At 66.8% G+C, this 15973-nt stretch carries 17 protein-coding genes; 12 read left to right on the forward strand and 5 right to left on the reverse strand.

The features are described 5' to 3' along the window. Nucleotides 1-522 precede the first annotated feature (522 nt). Nucleotides 523-1377 (reverse strand): SDR family oxidoreductase, encoded by an 855-nt coding sequence (locus QH168_RS21610; RefSeq protein ID WP_280236587.1) that lies wholly within the window; start codon nucleotides 1375-1377, stop codon nucleotides 523-525. A 177-nt stretch (nucleotides 1378-1554) separates the two neighbouring features. Between QH168_RS21610 and QH168_RS21615 the strand changes: the two genes are divergently transcribed. Continuing rightward, nucleotides 1555-2547, forward strand: a complete 993-nt coding sequence (locus QH168_RS21615; RefSeq protein ID WP_280236588.1) for an LLM class flavin-dependent oxidoreductase — start codon at nucleotides 1555-1557, stop codon at nucleotides 2545-2547. Nucleotides 2548-2839: 292 nt separating this feature from the next. Here QH168_RS21615 and QH168_RS21620 read toward each other — a convergent pair whose 3' ends face one another. Next, entirely contained in the window at nucleotides 2840-3220 is a 381-nt protein-coding gene (locus tag QH168_RS21620) for a MaoC family dehydratase (RefSeq protein WP_280236589.1), read from the reverse strand. Beyond that, on the reverse strand, nucleotides 3217-3633 hold the full coding sequence (locus QH168_RS21625) for a hypothetical protein (protein WP_280236590.1): 417 nt from the start codon (nucleotides 3631-3633) through the stop codon (nucleotides 3217-3219). The genes QH168_RS21620 and QH168_RS21625 overlap by 4 nt, the downstream gene beginning before the upstream one ends. A gap of 287 nt (nucleotides 3634-3920) precedes the next feature. On the opposite strand from QH168_RS21625, the gene QH168_RS21630 reads away from it, so the two are divergent. The 6 genes from QH168_RS21630 (at nucleotide 3921) to QH168_RS21655 (ending at nucleotide 9435) form a co-directional block, all read left to right on the forward strand. Then, the gene (locus QH168_RS21630; protein ID WP_348537605.1) at nucleotides 3921-4304 is read left to right on the forward strand and encodes a hypothetical protein; all 384 of its coding nucleotides are present in this window, start codon (nucleotides 3921-3923) and stop codon (nucleotides 4302-4304) included. Beyond that, nucleotides 4297-4926, forward strand: coding sequence for a Dabb family protein (locus QH168_RS21635; protein WP_280236591.1), 630 nt, complete (start codon nucleotides 4297-4299; stop codon nucleotides 4924-4926). Before QH168_RS21630 ends, QH168_RS21635 begins: the two co-directional genes overlap by 8 nt. Nucleotides 4927-5082: 156 nt before the next feature. Beyond that, the gene (locus QH168_RS21640) at nucleotides 5083-6249 is read left to right on the forward strand and encodes a Rieske 2Fe-2S domain-containing protein (protein ID WP_432421154.1); all 1167 of its coding nucleotides are present in this window, start codon (nucleotides 5083-5085) and stop codon (nucleotides 6247-6249) included. Nucleotides 6250-6283: 34 nt separating this feature from the next. Then, on the forward strand, nucleotides 6284-7462 hold the full coding sequence (locus QH168_RS21645; protein WP_280236593.1) for an acyl-CoA dehydrogenase family protein: 1179 nt from the start codon (nucleotides 6284-6286) through the stop codon (nucleotides 7460-7462). Between the two features lie 26 nt (nucleotides 7463-7488). After that, nucleotides 7489-8394, forward strand: coding sequence for a biphenyl-2,3-diol 1,2-dioxygenase (bphC, locus tag QH168_RS21650; protein WP_280236594.1), 906 nt, complete (start codon nucleotides 7489-7491; stop codon nucleotides 8392-8394). A 186-nt stretch (nucleotides 8395-8580) separates the two neighbouring features. Continuing rightward, a complete protein-coding gene (locus QH168_RS21655) occupies nucleotides 8581-9435 on the forward strand; it encodes an IclR family transcriptional regulator (RefSeq protein WP_280236595.1) in 855 nt (284 codons plus the stop codon). A 94-nt stretch (nucleotides 9436-9529) separates the two neighbouring features. On the opposite strand, the gene QH168_RS21660 is transcribed toward QH168_RS21655, so the two are convergent. Beyond that, the gene (locus tag QH168_RS21660; RefSeq protein WP_280236822.1) at nucleotides 9530-10159 is read right to left on the reverse strand and encodes a PadR family transcriptional regulator; all 630 of its coding nucleotides are present in this window, start codon (nucleotides 10157-10159) and stop codon (nucleotides 9530-9532) included. Between the two features lie 195 nt (nucleotides 10160-10354). On the opposite strand from QH168_RS21660, the gene QH168_RS21665 reads away from it, so the two are divergent. After that, nucleotides 10355-10861 (forward strand): flavin reductase family protein, encoded by a 507-nt coding sequence (locus tag QH168_RS21665; RefSeq protein WP_280236596.1) that lies wholly within the window; start codon nucleotides 10355-10357, stop codon nucleotides 10859-10861. A gap of 68 nt (nucleotides 10862-10929) precedes the next feature. On the opposite strand, the gene QH168_RS21670 is transcribed toward QH168_RS21665, so the two are convergent. Continuing rightward, entirely contained in the window at nucleotides 10930-12561 is a 1632-nt protein-coding gene (locus QH168_RS21670) for a flavin-containing monooxygenase (protein WP_280236597.1), read from the reverse strand. Between the two features lie 216 nt (nucleotides 12562-12777). On the opposite strand from QH168_RS21670, the gene QH168_RS21675 reads away from it, so the two are divergent. The 4 genes from QH168_RS21675 (at nucleotide 12778) to QH168_RS21690 (ending at nucleotide 15924) form a co-directional block, all read left to right on the forward strand. Then, a complete protein-coding gene (locus QH168_RS21675) occupies nucleotides 12778-14313 on the forward strand; it encodes an FAD-binding protein (protein WP_280236598.1) in 1536 nt (511 codons plus the stop codon). Nucleotides 14314-14419: 106 nt separating this feature from the next. Then, nucleotides 14420-14791, forward strand: a complete 372-nt coding sequence (locus tag QH168_RS21680) for a nuclear transport factor 2 family protein (protein WP_280236599.1) — start codon at nucleotides 14420-14422, stop codon at nucleotides 14789-14791. Nucleotides 14792-14849: 58 nt separating this feature from the next. Further along, nucleotides 14850-15107, forward strand: coding sequence for a hypothetical protein (locus tag QH168_RS21685; protein WP_280236600.1), 258 nt, complete (start codon nucleotides 14850-14852; stop codon nucleotides 15105-15107). A gap of 25 nt (nucleotides 15108-15132) precedes the next feature. Further along, entirely contained in the window at nucleotides 15133-15924 is a 792-nt protein-coding gene (locus tag QH168_RS21690; RefSeq protein ID WP_280236601.1) for an SDR family NAD(P)-dependent oxidoreductase, read from the forward strand. The last annotated feature ends 49 nt before the right edge of the window (nucleotides 15925-15973 follow it).

Below are 15973 nucleotides of genomic sequence, written 5' to 3' on the forward strand. Positions count from 1 at the left end.
AATCACACCCCAAAAGGGCGCAATCAAAAGTATCTGAACCAGAGTCCGAAAACCCAGCAAAACAAAACGCCAGCAAAAAGATTTGCTGACAAAATGTCCGACCCCACAACCGGGGGGTATGCAAGGGCCGGAACCAAATAAAATTTGGCACTGACATTCATCGACACACTATTGAGTTCTCAAAGAACAGGCGCACACACATCCGACCCGGTCATTAACCAGGGGTTTCAGTGAGGCAGGGTTCCTAGCTTACCGATCAGTGGCTCAGAGTCAAATCCGCTCTTCGACCGGCTTGTCAGGCGCTCCTCGTCCTACCTCGTTTCCCAGGCCCTGTGGGCTCCGGGTCGGTGTCCGTGTCGCTCTGACCTGGAATAAGTTACGTGGCGGGAAACGCTACGTCAAATCCCCAGGTCGCCATCGTGTTTCCGCTGGTCGAAGGCGTTCGAGCGGGCCGTCTACGGGGTCGAATCACACGAATGTGACTGAGGCCACCAAGATCAATTTCCGGCAGCTCCCCCGACCTCAGATCCCCATCCGCCAGATGAGCGCATCGACCGTCTGCGGCGACACCGTCCCGATCGCCTGGAGAAGCCGGGCGTAGCGCGGATAGAGCTCGATGGGGCGGGTGCGGATGGCAGTGAGGATCCAGTCGGCGGCCGCCTCGGCCGATAGCGCGGGGGCATCGTCGTATTTGGCGGTCGGCGCGATCATCTCCGTGCGCACGAGCGGATATCCGATGGTCGTCACGTGCACCCCGTGCCGTCGGGTCTCCGCGCCGAGGCTGCGGCCGAAGGCGCCGAGTGCGGCCTTTGACGCGTGATACGCGGTGAACATCGGCATCGAACCGGCCGCGACGCCCCAGGTGGCGATGTTGATGATGTGCCCGCGCCGCGCCGCGAGCATGGCCGGCAGCAGGGCCATGGTGAGCCTGGTGGCGCCGAAATAGTTCAGCGCCATGGTGCGCTCGTAGTCGTGGAAGCGGTCGGTGGCGTCGTCGGCCCGGCGGCGGATCGAGCGACCCGCATTGTTGACGAGGACGTCCACTGCGCCGAATTCGGCCTCGACCCGTGCGGCGAGCGCATCGATGGCGGCGCCGTCGGACAGGTCGTAGGCCAGGGCTTCGGCCTTCCCCCCTGCCGAGCGGACGCCCTCGCACACCTCGCCCAGCGCCTCCGCACCACGGGCGACGAGCAGGAGGTTCGCGCCCCGCGCGCCGAGTTCGCGCGCGGCGACCTTGCCCACGCCCGATGACGCGCCGGTGAGCAGGACGGTCTTGCCCGCGATGTCCTCGCCGCCGCCCGGCCGCAGCAGGGTGGTGACGGCGCGCATCAGCGCGGGCGGGTTCAGCAGCGCCGTTCCCATACGTCCGGTTGCCATGGGACTCCTCTCGGTGGCGTGGTCACCGTTCACGATCCTAGTCAATTGACCTCACCGTAATTTACCAATGAGTCAGATAGCTGGCGACACAGCGGACGTGGTCGTAGTCGTGAGCCAGGCGAAATACCGGGGGCGGACCGCGCGTTCGAACAGGGGAATCGATCGCGAAGGAGCCCCATGATCAACGTCCCACTCTCCGTACTCGATCTGGCGCCGGTGCAGGAGGGCAGCACCGCCGGTGACGGGCTGGCCGCCACCACCGAACTGGCCCGGCGAACGGAAGCGATGGGGTATTCGCGGTTCTGGGTGGCCGAGCACCACAACATGCCGGGGATAGCCAGCGCCGCACCGAGCGTGCTGCTGGCGCATCTGGCCGCGGCGACCTCGCATATCCGGGTCGGTTCCGGCGGCGTGATGCTGCCCAACCACGCACCGCTGGTGGTGGCCGAACAGTTCGGGACGCTGCATGCACTGCATCCGGGCCGCATCGATCTGGGCGTCGGCCGTGCGCCGGGAACCGATCAGGCGACTGCACTCGCGCTGCGCCGCACCAAGGACGGACTGTCGGCGGAATCGTTTCCCCAGGAGCTGGCCGCTCTGCTCGCCTACTTCCGTGGTACCAGCCCGGACGGGATTGCCGCGACACCCGGTGCGGGCGACGAACCGGAGATCTGGCTGCTCGGGTCCAGCGGTTACAGCGCGCAGGTGGCGGCCATCCTCGGTGTGCGGTTCGCCTTCGCCCATCACATCAGCCCGACCAACACCGTGGCGGCGCTCGAGCTGTACCGGGAGAACTTCCGACCGTCCGAGCAGTTGGCGCGTCCGCATGCCATGGTCGCCGCGGCCGCGATCTGCGCCGATACCGATGAGCAGGCCGAACTCCTGTCCCGCCCGCGCGAGATGGCGTTCCTGCATCTGATGTCCGGGCGTCCTGGCCGGTTACCGACTCCCCAGGAGGCCGCCGATTTCCCCGCCAACGACCGCGAACGCCATTTCGCCGCGCAACGCCGCGCGGGCCAACTGCTCGGCTCCCCCACCACGGTGCGCCGCCAGCTCACCGATCTGCTCGAGGAGACGCGGGCCGACGAACTCATGCTGAATACGCTCGTCTACGACATCGACGCTCGTGCTCGGTCGTTCGAGTTGATCCGCAAGCTCACCGAGAACTGAGGTTCACCGCCCACGCCGCTCCGAGCAGCACGGCTGCGAGGCAATGGGGCTGCGATCCGAATCCCATTGTGGCGCAGCCACTTCCGGAGCACAAACTTCTCGCGACCCGAGCGGAAGCGGCTACCGACAGAATGCAGTTCCTGACCACCGGCCCGATCCCCTCGGCGACCTATCGGCCGAGGCTATCCGCGCCGGAAGTGTTCGAGACGTCCAGAGGGACATGCTCGTCCAGGAACTCGGTGGGCTCGGAGTGATCCCCCGCGCACCGCCGCCGTCACCGGCGCGCTCACGATCACTCGCAGACGAATGTCGCCCAGGCGCGCGCCGCGACGCGCCCGTCCTGATCGGTGCCGACGAGTGTGATGTCGACGCATGTTTCGCCGTCCAGCACGTACTGCTGCACCACGTATCCCGAGCAGGTGAGCGTGTCCCCCGGCCACAGCGGGCGGGCGCAGCGGGTGCGGAAGCGGCGCACGGTGTCGGCGCCGAGCCAGTCGGTGGCGTAGGAGGCGAGCAAGGCAGCCGAGAGAGGACCGGAGGCAGTGGTGAATTCCGTTGCGCCGGAGGCGCTGTCCGGTGTGAGCCCAGGATCGCGAGTGGCGTCCTGATAACGCGCGAAGTCGGCCTCGGTGAGTGGTCCGAACGAGACCGGTGCCGGGGTGGTCGCGGTCATGCGAGCTCCTGGGCGAGGGGGCGGATGCCGGTCATCCACGATTCGGCGACCAGGCGACCGGTCCGGTCGAAATACTGAGTGACCATGTCGACCATGGTCACGGGGGTGTCGTGCTCGTCGAGCACCTCGTGCACGCGTTCGATCCGCGACTGTGCGGTCAACCGTTCCCCGGCGCGCGGCGGCGGGCCGAAGAAGCGGTGGTCCTGCTCGATCGGGATACCCGGCCAGTGATCGGCGGTGGCGGGCTCTCCCGCCGCGGCCAGCCGCGCCGGTAGGAATGTCGGTGGGACGACCGGTGCGTCGGCCGTCGTATGCGCGGCCGCGTGCGATCGCGTGGCGGCGGCGAACTCGCGGATCCGGTCCGCGTCCGGTTCGAGGTCGAGCCGAGCACCGACCGCTGCAACGTGCACCATCGCCACTTCCCTTCTGCTGAGCCTGTCGCCACGGTAGAGCCGGTCGGTGCCGGGTGAGCTGCCCTGTTCCACTGATCGGGAACGGAGAACGCCGGAGACCGGCAGTCCGCAGACCATCGCACGGTGCCCGGCGCATCCTCGCCGGGCATCGACGGCCGAGGAGTGCGATGAGCGGGACGGCGCGGCGAAGTGTCGGTGGTGACGGCTGCTACCGAGTTCCCCGCTGTCGGCGGATCCCGTCCGTCACCGCATTCGGCGGCACCGGACACACACAGAAGGGTTGAGACGTGGATGACGCGCCGCACGACGAACCTCCGACCGGAACGGGCGAACCGGCGATCTACATCGTCGACGAGATGATCGCACTGCCCGGACAAGGCCGGTCGTTCCTCGAGATGTATCTGCACCAGTACGCGCCGGGTGCGCGCGACCGCGGCCTCGTCCTGGACCGCGTGCTGGTCAGCCCGCCGGTGTGGTTGGACGAACAATCGAACACGATCACCGTCAGCTGGACGGTGCACGGCGCTGAACAGTGGTGGCGGCAGCGGTTGGGGGCGAGCCGCGATCCGGCGGTGGCGCAGTGGTGGCGTACCGCCGACGAACTGCTCGTCGACCGCCGTCGCACCACCAGCTGCGCGTACGAGGATGTGGAGGCACTGGCCGATGTCTGAGGTCGTCCATCTCGTCCACCTGGCCGAGCCGTCGCGTCGGGACGAAATCGCGTCCGAGTTGCGCGACCTCGTCGAACCACACGCGTGCCGAACGCTCATCGCCCCCACGCTGCCGGGCGGTATCGATGCCGGGGATCTGATCGTCCGACTCCGGTTCGATACCGAATCCGATCGGCGCAGCGTCGAGAGCTCCGTCGAACAGTGGGCCCGAGAGCCGTCCGTCGAACGGATGGAAACGGCCGTCTTCACCGGAACCCCGAAACCGGGACGGCATCGAGCAGCGCCCGGCGTGTACCGGGCGCTGCTCATCGCGGTCGACCCGCTGGCCGACCGCGCACTCGTCGACCGGTTCGGCACCGAGACCGCGGCGATGCCCGACTACATCCACACGATCGGCGCATCCCAGTTGAGCCGCGTGCACGATTCCGGCGGGCGGGGGTGGACCCATGTCTGGGAGCAGGAATTCACCGATATACAGGGGCTGACCGGCCCGTATATGACCCACCCGTACCACTGGGCGCATATCGACCGCTGGTTCGATCCCGAGCGCGGAACCAAGATCGTGACCCGGCTGTGCCATAGCTTCTGCGCCGTGGACGCGCCGCTGTTGTCCGCACCGTGAGCACCGGTGCTCCCGCTCACCGGGAGCACCGGCACCCAGCGGGTTTCACGATGACCGAAACCTGTCCGCTGACCGGGAGGGCGCAGTTCGCACCGGCCAGACCGGGTCCACCATTTGGCTCAGATCACAGTAATCCGGTGGAACATGGAGGTTTCGATGCCGGGTCAATCACCGAACGGTTCAGCCCAGAGCGCGGACGAATTCAGGACGATCGAAGCTGCCGCGGCGCCCACCCGGTTCGCCCGCGGTTGGCACTGCCTCGGTCTGCTGAAGTCCTTCCAGGACGGCACACCACACGAGATCAAGGCGTTCGGCACGACGCTGGTGGTCTTCCAGTCCGAGACCGACGGCAAGCTGAACGTGCTCGACGCGTTCTGCCGCCATATGGGCGGCAACCTCGCCCATGGCACCGTCAAGGGCGATTCGATCGCCTGCCCCTTCCACGACTGGCGGTGGGGCGGCAACGGCCGCTGCACCGGCATCCCGTACGCGCGCCGCGTCCCGCCGCTGGCCAAGACCAGGTCCTGGCCGACGCTGGAGCGCAACGGTCAGCTCTATGTCTGGCACGATCCGCAGGGCAGCAAGCCCACCGATGAGGTGACGATCCCCGAGATCGAGGGATACGGCAGCTCGGAGTGGACCGATTGGACCTGGAACTCGATGCTGATCGAGGGGTCGCACTGCCGCGAGATCGTGGACAACGTCGTGGATATGGCGCATTTCTTCTACGTGCACTACGCCTTCCCGCGCTATTTCAAGAATGTCTTCGAGGGCCATGTCGCCACCCAGTACATGCGCTCGACGCCGCGCCAGGACATCGAGGTGGGCACCAACTACGACGACCCGAACTCCACGCTGCGTTCGGACGCCTCCTATTTCGGCCCGTCGTACATGATCGACTGGCTGTGGAGCGAGGCACAGGGCATGACGATCGAGACCGTACTGATCAACTGCCACTACCCCGTCACCGACAACTCGTTCGTGCTCCAGTACGGCGCGATGGTGAAGAAGCCGCAGGGCATGTCCGATGAGGCCGCCAACGCGATGGCCGCGCAGTTCGCCCAGGGCGTCGAGGTCGGCTTCGAGCAGGACGTGGCGATCTGGAAGAACAAGGCCCCCATCGACAATCCGCTGCTGTCGGAGGAAGACGGGCCGGTGTATCAGCTGCGCCGCTGGTACAAGCAGTTCTACGTCGATGTCGACGACATCACCGAAGACATGACCAAGCGGTTCGAGTTCGAGATCGATACCGAGCGCGCCGTCACGAGCTGGGAGGCCGAAGTGGCCGACAACATCGCCCGTGGCGCCGTCATCACCACCTAATCCGCCCGCGCACACGACAGGAACCAGAGCTCCGATGAACAAGGTTCTCGACAACATCACGGCCATCGCCGAGCAGCTGCGCGAGCAGTCCCCCGAGGCCGAACGCCTCGGTCGGCTGCCCGACGACACCGCGAAGCTGCTGAAATCGGCCGGTCCGATCAGGCTGTTGCAGCCCAAGAAATACGGCGGATTCGAAGCGCATCCCCGCGAGTTCGCCGAAACCGTCATGGCGGCGGGCGCGCTGGACCCGGCCACCGGCTGGATCTGCGGCATCGTCGGTGTGCACCCGTGGCAGTTGGCCTTTGCCGACCCGAAGGTGCAGGAAGAGGTGTGGGGCACCGATAACGACACCTGGATGGCCTCGCCGTACGCACCGACCGGTGTCGCCCGTCCGGTGGACGGCGGCTACATCTTCAACGGTCGCTGGCAGTTCAGCTCCGGCACCGACCACTGTGACTGGATCTTCCTCGGCGCCATGCTCGGCGATACCGACGGCAATATCGCCGTCCCGCCGACCATGCTGCATATGATCCTGCCGCGCAGCGACTACGAGATCGTCGAGGACTCGTGGAATGTGGTGGGGCTCAAGGGCACCGGCTCCAAGGACATCATCGTCAAGGACGCGTTCGTACCGTCCTACCGGGTGATGAACGGTGATCATGTCATCGACGGCACCGCCCAGAAGGAGTACGGCGTCACCGAGACGCTGTACAAGATGCCCTGGTCCAATATGTTCCCGCTCGGCATCACCTCGGCGGTGATCGGTATCGCCGAGGGCGCGCTGGCCGCGCATCTGGATTACCAGCGCGACCGGGTCGGCGCTCAGGGCACCGCGATCAAAGACGACCCGTACGTGCTGTTCGCGATCAGCGAGGCCGCGGCCGATATCAATGCCGCCCGTCAGGAACTGCTGGCCAACGTGGACAGGATGTGGGATCTGGTCGACGCGGGCAAGGAGGTCTCCTTCGCCGATCGCGCGGCCGGTCGACGCACACAGGTGCGGGCGGCGTGGCGCGCGGTGATGGCCGTGGACCAGATCTTCGCCCGGTCCGGCGGTAACGCGCTGCGCATGGACAAACCGCTCCAGCGTTTCTGGCGTGATGCGCATGCCGGTCTCAACCACGCGATCCACGTGCCGAGCACGGTGTTCCACGCCTCGGCGCTGAGCTCGCTCGGGGTGGAACCGCCGCAGCAGCTGCGCTCGATGATCTGATTCGAATACCGACAAGGACAACAGCAATGACTGATATCAAGGGTCTGGGCTACGTCAAGATCCAGACCAACGAGATGGACCGGTGGCGCAAGTTCGCCTTCGAGGTGCTCGGCTTCGCCGAGGGCAGCGGCCCGGATGAGAACGCGCTCTACCTGCGGATGGACGAGCGTGCCGCGCGGATCGTCATCGTGGCGGGTGAGACCGACGAAGTGGTGACCATCGGCTGGGAGGTACGCGACCACGCCGCCCTGGTACGGGTGCAGGAGGCGGTGACCGCCGCGGGTGTCGCGGTGAAGCCGCTGTCGGTCGAGGAGGCCGATGCGCGTCGGGTCGAGGAGGTCATCACCTTCGAGGACCCGACCGGCGCCACCGTTGAGGTCTTCCACGGCGCGGTGCTCGATCACAGCCCGGTGGTGACGCCGTTCGGCGCGACCTTCGTGACCGGCGCGCAGGGTCTCGGCCACGTGGTGCTGCCGACCATGGACCCCAATGGCGCGTTCGACTTCTACACCGAGGTGCTCGGGTTCCTGCCGCGCGGCGCGTTCCGCATTCCGGCGCCGCCGGAGTTCGGTCCGGTGCGGATCCGGTTCATGGGTGTGAACGAGCGTCATCACAGTCTGGCGCTGTGCCCGGCTCCGCATGGCGGGGCGCCGGGCCTGGTGCACATCATGGTGGAGGTCGATTCGCTCGACGCGGTGGGCCAGGCACTGGACCGGGTTGTCAAGGACGGTTTCTCCGTCTCGTCGACGCTGGGCAGGCACACCAACGACAAGATGGTGTCGTTCTACGTGCGCGCACCAGGCGGCTGGGATATCGAGTTCGGCACCGAAGGTATGCGTGTCGACGAAAAGTACTACACCGCAGAGGAAATCACCGCCGACAGCTACTGGGGCCACGACTGGTCCGGTAGCGAACCGCTGGCCGCCATGTAGTCGCACACCGGCCATCTCCCTCGACCCCGAGGTTCCAGCCATCAGGCTGAAACCTCGGGGTCGTTGTGATTTACATCACACCTGCTGATTCATGTGACAGCTGCCACAAGACATGGTATGAATAGTCATATGCCTAATAGAAATATCCAGTTGGGCATCAGCTCGTAGAACCGCAGGGAGCGCCACATGACTCACCAGGCCGAAGCCGCAACCCCCAGCGCGGTGCTTGACCGCGTATCGCTCGTCCTCGACGCCTTCGATGGACCAGGGCGGCTCACTCTCGCCCAGATCGTGCGACGGACCGGACTGCCGCGGTCGTCCGCGCACCGCATGCTCGAACGGCTGGTGCAGCTGCGCTGGCTGCGCCGGGAAGGCCGCGACTACGAGCTGGGCATCCGCCTGGTGGAACTGGGTTCGCTGGCCGTCCACCAGGACCGGCTGCATCGCGCCGCCATGCCGTTCCTGCACGAGCTGTACCGCGCCACCGGCTATGTGGTGCATCTGGCCGTGCTCGACGGACCGGATGTGGTGTATCTGGAGAAGATCGGCGGCCGGATGTCGGCGGCGGTTCCCACCCGGATCGGCGGTCGCAGGCCCGCGCACTGTACCGGCGTCGGCAAGGCGATCCTCGCCTATTCCGATGAGGACCGCATCGCCGCACTCGGTACCGGTCTGCTCAACCGCAGCACCAAGTACTCGATCTCCAACAAGGCGCAACTGCGGGCCGAACTGGACAAGGTCCGCGCACACGGCATCGCACACGAGCGGGAGGAATCGCTGCCCGGATTCGGTTGTGTGGCGGCGCCCATCGGCAATATCGGCGAGGCCGTCGCCGCCGTCTCGGTCTGCGGCCCGGTGGATCGGATGAGCTTCGACTACCGGCTCACCGCACCGGTGCGCACCACCGCGCTCGGCATCTGGCGCAATATCGAGGACGGGATGTCACGGGTGCATCCGACGCTCCAGCAGTCGAGGCCGCTACGTGGCGGGCCCGCGCTGCGCACCCCGGCCGCCGCGCCACGGCCGCTCGAGTACGCGTAATCCTCACCGGGTGGGTCCACCCGGCCCGGCGCCCTCATGGCGTCGGGCCGCAACTGTCCGGGCCGGACACTTCACGGACCCGACGACAGCCGATTCACTCCTTGACGGCATCCCAACTGGGATCGGCTTCCTGCACTCGCCGCTCGACCTCACGCCAGCGCCCCGGCGTCGGATGCGGATATTCGGACTTGTCGTCGTGTTCGGCCTTGTCCAGAATCGCGTTCGCCGCGTCGATCTCGTCGATCAGCTCCTGGGCGAGTTCGCGTTCGGCGGCGTAATGCCGTTCGGCCCATTTCAGCACGATCTGCGAATAGGCCCAGCCGGGTTCGGATTTGGCCGCTGCCGAATCGATCGCGGCGCGCTCGCGCAACTGATCGATATCGGCGATGTGATCGCGCATGATCTCTTTGAGCCGCTCGGGGGAACTCAGATGCCCGAACATGATCCGCAGCATCACGTGATGCTTGAGGACCGGTTTGTCGACCGGCGCCTCATTGCACCAGACGGTGACCGCGGCGCGACCGGCATCGGTGATCCGGTACAGCCTGCGACCGCGCATGGCGTTATCACTGTCCACGCGCGAGGTCGCGAACCCGTGCCGCTCCAGCTTCTTCAGCTCGGAGTAGATCTGGCTGTAGGACGGGCTCCAGTAGAAGTACCGGATACTCCAGTCGGCCCACTTCTTCAGGTCGTAGCCCGAGATCTCCTCCTCGTAGGAGAGCATGGCGAGCACGGCCCAACTGGTCGGTGGAAGATTGACCAGGCCGATTTCCGGTTCACTTGATGCCACCGGCAAATGCTAGCAACCAGCTAACCGGGACGTCCGGGGCGAACTACCGCTCACCGGGACGGCGCATTGAGCGTGTACCGGGCACACTCGATGCTGGAGTTCGACAGATCTTTCAGGAGGACCCCACGTATGAGCGCAGACAACATCGTCATCGAACCGGGCGTGCCTGGGCCCGCCCTGCTACGCAAGGTGCTCGGGCACTTCGCCACGGGTGTCGCGGTGATCGCCGCCCACGATGGCGCCCGGCCGCTGGGCTTCACCTGTCAGTCGGTGGTATCGGTGTCGCTGGATCCGCCGATCGTGTCGTTCTGCCCGTCCAAGACCTCGGCCAGCTGGCCGCTGCTGCGCTCGGCGGGGACGTTGTGCATCAACGTGCTCGCCGACGACCAGCGCGAGATCTGCCGTCAGTTCGCGGTGAGCGGTGGCGACAAGTTCGCGGGGATCGAGTGGTCGCGCGGAGCCAACGGCGCACCCGCGATCGCCGGGGCCCTCGCCCATATCGAGGCCTCGCTGGAATTCGAGCACGACGCGGGCGATCACACCATCGCGCTGGCCCGGGTGACCGAGCTGGCCGCCGACGAGCACGGGCGGCCGCTGCTGTTCTTCAAGGGTGGTTTCGGCGGCTTCGCCGACTGAACCCACAGACCCGAAACGGGTGGTTGTACCGGCGCGACCGGCACAACCACCCGTTCCTCGTTCCTCCGTCAGCCCGCGATGACGTCGAACCCCTTGTATTCGGCGGCCGCGACCTCGGCGATGATCTCGCCGTACACCCCGAAACCACCGACGAACGGCATGAACACCCGCGGCTTGTCCGGCACATTGGCGCCCAGATACCAGGAGTTCGCGGTGGGCATGAGGGTGCCAGCGGCCCGTTCGGCGCATTCGGCCACCCAGGCCGCGACCGCGTCGGGACGGGCCTCCAGCGCCGCCGCGCCATTGCGGTCGAGGTAGGCGATGGCCTCGGCCACCCAGTCCACGTGCAGTTCCGAATGCAGCACCATGTTCGCCAGCACCGAAGGACTGCCGGGACCGGTCAGGTTGAACAGGTTGGGGAAACCGGTGACGCCGAGCCCCAGATAGGTCTTCGGCCCCTCCTGCCATGCTTCGTTGAGCGTGCGCCCGTCGCGGCCGACGATGTTCATCTTGGCCACCGAACCGGTCATGGCGTCGAAGCCGGTGGCGAGCACCAGGGCATCGAGCGGGTAGTGGGCGTCGGTGGTGTGCACGCCTTCGGCATCGATGCGTTCGATCGGGGTGGCGCGCAGGTTCACCAGCTCGACATTGTCGCGGTTGTAGGTCTGGTAGTAGTTCGTGTCGGTGCAGATGCGCTTGGTGCCGATCGGGTGGTCTTTCGGGATGAGCAGCTCGGCGACCTCGGGATCATCGATCACCGCGCGCACCTTCTCCTCCCAGAACAGTCGTGCGGTGTCGTTGGCCTCGCGGGTCACCATCTGGTCGGGGAAGGTCTTGCTGAACAGCACACCGCCGAGTTCCCAGCGCTTCTGATAGGCGTCACGCAGCTCCTGCTCGGACACCTCGAGCGCGGACTTCGGATGCGGCAGATGCGGTGAGCCGCCGCCGCTGGCCATCGACATCCGGCGCCGCTGTGCGTAGTTCGCCTTCTGTTCGCGGCGAGTCGCCTCGTCCAGGGGCACATTGCCCGCGGGCACACTGTAATTGGGGGTCCGCTGGAAGACGTGCAGCCGCTCGGCCTGTTCGGCGATGCATGGAATCGCCTGGATTCCCGACGATCCGGTGCCGATGACGCCCACGCGCCGGCCGGTGAAGTCGACACCAGCATGCGGCCAATGCGAGGTGTGCAGCACCGGACCCGCGAACGATTCCAGGCCGTCGATGGCCGGAGTGTTCGCATTCGACAGTGGACCGACCGCCAAGACCACGAAACGCGCCGACACCACGGTCCCGGTATCGGTGCGGACCTGCCAGCGCAGGGTCGTCTCATCGAGCACGGTGTCGGTGACCCGTGCGCCGAACTCGATATCGCGGCGCAGGTCGAACCGGTCGGCGACGTGTTCGAGATAGGCGAGGATCTCCGGCTGGGTGGCGTACTTCTCGCTCCAATTCCATTCCTGTTGCAGCGCCTCGTCGAACGAGTAGGAGTAGTCGACACTCTCCACATCGCAGCGCGCACCCGGATAGCGATTCCAGTACCAGACCCCGCCCACACCGGCGGCGGCCTCGAAGGCCCGCACGGTCAGACCCTGCGAGCGGAACTTGTGCAGTGCGTAGAGCCCGGCGATACCCGCACCGACGACCACCACGTCGACGCTGGTCGGGGCGGTCTCTGCGGACGTTGGCGTCTCGGCGTTCACGTGCCTACCTTTCGATGGAATCCAGTTCTCCCCGCGACGCTAGGTACTCGGCATGCCTGTCGAGCAGGCGTTCTCCCGCTGACCGGCACGTTCACCGGACACACGGGCACGTCCACCGGCGGCACAGGCACGTTCCCGGTGACCGGGACGAGCCATGCGCCGAAGGCCCGCGCCCGGCTTAGCGTCGGGGCCGAGCAACACACAGGAGGACACACAGTGGTGGACTGGAACGACGAGGTGGACGTGCTGGTCGCGGGTTCGGGCGGCGGCCTGGCCGGCGCCTACACCGCGGCCCGCGAGGGGCTGACCGTCGCGGTGGTCGAGGCGACCGACAAGTTCGGCGGCACGACCGCCTATTCCGGGGGCGGCGGTGTGTGGTTCCCGTGCAATCCGGTGCTGCGCCGCGCGGGCACCGACGACACCATCGACGACGCGCTCACCTACTACCACGCCGTCGTCGGCGACCGGACGCCCCGCGAGCTACAGGACACCTACGTGCGCCGCGGCAGCGACCTCATCGAATACCTCGAAGCCGATGAGCATTTCGCGTTCGAGATGCTGCCGTGGCCGGACTATTTCGGTAAGGCGCCCAAGGCCAGGCTGGATGGGCAACGCCACACCATGCCCACTGCGCTGCCCGCCTCGGCGCTGGGTGAGCTGCGTGAGCAGTTGCGCGGCCCCCTCGACACCGACCGGCTCGGGGCGCCGCTGCCGGACATGCTCATCGGTGGTCAGGCGTTGATCGGGCGGTTCCTGCTCGCGTTGTCCACCTACCCCGATGTCCGGCTGTATCGGAACACCGCACTGGTGCAGCTGGTGGTCGAGGACGGCGCAGTCATCGGCGCGATCACCGAACGCGAGGGAGGACCGTTCGCGATCCGGGCACGCAAGGGTGTGGTGCTCGCGGCGGGTGGTTTCGAACAGAACGACGAGCTGCGCAAGCATTACGGGGTGCCGGGACAGGCGCGCGACACCATGGGCCCGTGGGGCAATCAGGGTAAGGCGCACCAGGCGGGCATCGCCGCGGGCGCGGACACCGACCTCATGGATCAGGCCTGGTGGTCGCCGGGTCTGACCCATCCCGACGGCCGTTCGGCGTTCGCGCTGTGGTTCACCGGCGGTATCTTCGTCGACCAGAACGGGCGGCGGTTCGTCAACGAATCCGCGCCCTACGACCGGCTCGGCCGCGACATCATCAGCAAGCTCGACGATGGTTCGGTCACGCTGCCCTACTGGATGATCTACGACGACAAAGAGGGCGAGGTACCGCCGATCAAGGCCACCAACCTCTCGATGGTCGAACCGGAGAAGTACGTGGCGGCCGGATTGTGGCATACCGCCGATACGCTCCCCGAGCTGGCCGCGAAGATCGGTGTGCCCGCCGATGAGCTGGTGGCGACCGTGCAGCGGTTCAACTCGTTCGTCGAGACCGGCGTCGACCCGGACTTCGGGCGCGGCGACGAGGCCTACGATCGCGCGTTCTCCGGTGGTGAACCGCCGCTGGTGTCGATCGAGCAGGGTCCGTTCCACGCGGCCGCGTTCGGCATCTCCGATCTCGGCACCAAGGGTGGACTGCGCACCGACAGCGCGGCCAGGGTGCTCGGGCGTGATGGGGAGCCGATTCCCGGTCTGTACGCGGCCGGGAACACCATGGCGGCCGTCAGCGGCACCGTCTATCCGGGCGGCGGCAACCCGATCGGGGCGTCGATGCTGTTCAGCCATCTCGCCGTGCGCGATCTGCTCGGCGACTGAACCCGATCCGCGGTGCCTCCCGCTCGCCGGGACGCACCGCCGTCGACCGCGACCGCACATGGTTGTGTGCAGCTATCCACCGCCAAGTACTCCCGGAGGAGCCTCGATGGCCACACCAGACGACATCCGCTCGGCGGTTCGCCGCTACCTCGACACCGTCGCGAACGGGTCCGCCGCCGATATCGCGGCCCTCTATACCGAGGACGCCACCCTCGAGGATCCCGTCGGCACACCGCCGCACGTCGGGCGGGCGGCGATCGAGAAGTTCTACAGCGCGCTCGGCTCGGCGCGCAGGAGCATCGAGCTGCACAACATCCGCGTGGCGGGCGACAGCGCCGCGTTCGGGTTCCGCGTGGTCACCGACACCGGCGACCAGACCATCACCATCGAACCCATCGATGTGATGACCTTCGACGAGAACGCGCGGATCACCAGCATGCGCGCGTTCTGGTCGCCGGACGATATCGGCCTCGGCTGAGCCCATCGAGGTCAGGCGCCCGGCGCGCCGCGGGCGTCCGCTGACGAGGAGGAACGAGATGCAGGCGATACAGTGCGGGACATGCGGTAACCGCGTCCTGGTTGAGAAGTTCAGTCCGAGCCACACCAGCGTGCAGTGGCTGGACGAGGCCGAATCGTCGTGCCCGGAATTCGCCCGCCGGGCCGCGCTCGGTGAGCACAGCAAATGGATTCCGACCTGCGCGGCACTGCGCGATTCCATCGAACGTGCCGTCACCACCGGTGTCCTTGCCACCGACGAACTACGACACGAACCGGTCCCCGGCCGGATCGGCTGATCTGCCAGAGAAGACGAGGAGAACCATGAAGCGATTGGAAGGCCACCGCACCCTGGTGACCGGCGCGGCGTCGGGCATCGGACAGGCCACCGCCCTGCGGCTGCTGGACGAGGGCGCCGCGGTGGTCGCCGCCGATGTGTCGGCCGATGGTCTCGCGGCCACCCGCGCCGCCGCAGAGGAACGCGGCACCGCCGACCGCCTCACCACCCGCACCATCGATATCGGCACCGAACAGTCGGTGGTCGATGGTGTGCGCGGCGCGGTGGACACGCTCGGCGGCCTGGATTCGGTGGTGAACGCGGCAGGCATCCTGCGCGCCTCGCATACCGATCAGACGAGCTTGGATCTGTGGAACCAGATCATCGGCGTGAACCTCACCGGTACGTTCCTCGTGGTCCGCGAGGCGCTGCCCGCGCTGCTGGCCAATCCTCGTGCCACCGTGGTGAATTTCAGCTCGACCTCGGCCGCGTTCGCCCATCCGTATATGGCGGCCTATGCCGCGAGCAAGGGTGGAATCCAATCGTTCACGCACGCGTTGGCGCTCGAATTCGGCGGTAAGGGCCTGCGGGCGGTGTGTGTGGCGCCGGGCAGCATCAAATCCGGAATCACCGACGCGACACCGGGTTACGTGCCCGCCGACGCCGATTGGGCATTGTTCGCGAAGCTGTCGCCGGTGCTGCCGACCGATCTCGAATCCGGTGGCGCCGGTATGGGCGACCCGACGGCCGTCGCCGGTGTGATCGCCATGCTGGTCTCCGAGGACGGCGCGTTCATCACCGGCACCGAGATCCGTATCGATGGAGGGACACACGCCTGAGCTGATCACGTAACCGCGCCCTGCGGAACGGGATTCGCGCCGCTACGCG

The sequence above is a fragment of the Nocardia cyriacigeorgica genome (genome assembly GCF_029868385.1).
In the GTDB taxonomy this organism is placed as follows: domain Bacteria; phylum Actinomycetota; class Actinomycetes; order Mycobacteriales; family Mycobacteriaceae; genus Nocardia; species Nocardia cyriacigeorgica_F.

What these genes read in the sequence shown, in the direction of transcription:
- QH168_RS21610 (WP_280236587.1), bottom strand. Translation starts at nt 1,377, where the DNA reads ATGGCAACCGGACGTATGGGAACGGCGCTGCTGAACCCGCCCGCGCTG.
- QH168_RS21665 (WP_280236596.1), top strand. Translation starts at nt 10,355, where the DNA reads ATGAGCGCAGACAACATCGTCATCGAACCGGGCGTGCCTGGGCCCGCC.
- bphC (WP_280236594.1), top strand. Translation starts at nt 7,489, where the DNA reads ATGACTGATATCAAGGGTCTGGGCTACGTCAAGATCCAGACCAACGAG.
- QH168_RS21640 (WP_432421154.1), top strand. Translation starts at nt 5,083, where the DNA reads ATGCCGGGTCAATCACCGAACGGTTCAGCCCAGAGCGCGGACGAATTC.
- QH168_RS21690 (WP_280236601.1), top strand. Translation starts at nt 15,133, where the DNA reads ATGAAGCGATTGGAAGGCCACCGCACCCTGGTGACCGGCGCGGCGTCG.
- QH168_RS21615 (WP_280236588.1), top strand. Translation starts at nt 1,555, where the DNA reads ATGATCAACGTCCCACTCTCCGTACTCGATCTGGCGCCGGTGCAGGAG.
- QH168_RS21635 (WP_280236591.1), top strand. Translation starts at nt 4,297, where the DNA reads ATGTCTGAGGTCGTCCATCTCGTCCACCTGGCCGAGCCGTCGCGTCGG.
- QH168_RS21685 (WP_280236600.1), top strand. Translation starts at nt 14,850, where the DNA reads ATGCAGGCGATACAGTGCGGGACATGCGGTAACCGCGTCCTGGTTGAG.
- QH168_RS21660 (WP_280236822.1), bottom strand. Translation starts at nt 10,159, where the DNA reads ATGCTCTCCTACGAGGAGGAGATCTCGGGCTACGACCTGAAGAAGTGG.
- QH168_RS21655 (WP_280236595.1), top strand. Translation starts at nt 8,581, where the DNA reads ATGACTCACCAGGCCGAAGCCGCAACCCCCAGCGCGGTGCTTGACCGC.
- QH168_RS21645 (WP_280236593.1), top strand. Translation starts at nt 6,284, where the DNA reads ATGAACAAGGTTCTCGACAACATCACGGCCATCGCCGAGCAGCTGCGC.
- QH168_RS21680 (WP_280236599.1), top strand. Translation starts at nt 14,420, where the DNA reads ATGGCCACACCAGACGACATCCGCTCGGCGGTTCGCCGCTACCTCGAC.
- QH168_RS21620 (WP_280236589.1), bottom strand. Translation starts at nt 3,220, where the DNA reads ATGACCGCGACCACCCCGGCACCGGTCTCGTTCGGACCACTCACCGAG.
- QH168_RS21625 (WP_280236590.1), bottom strand. Translation starts at nt 3,633, where the DNA reads ATGGTGCACGTTGCAGCGGTCGGTGCTCGGCTCGACCTCGAACCGGAC.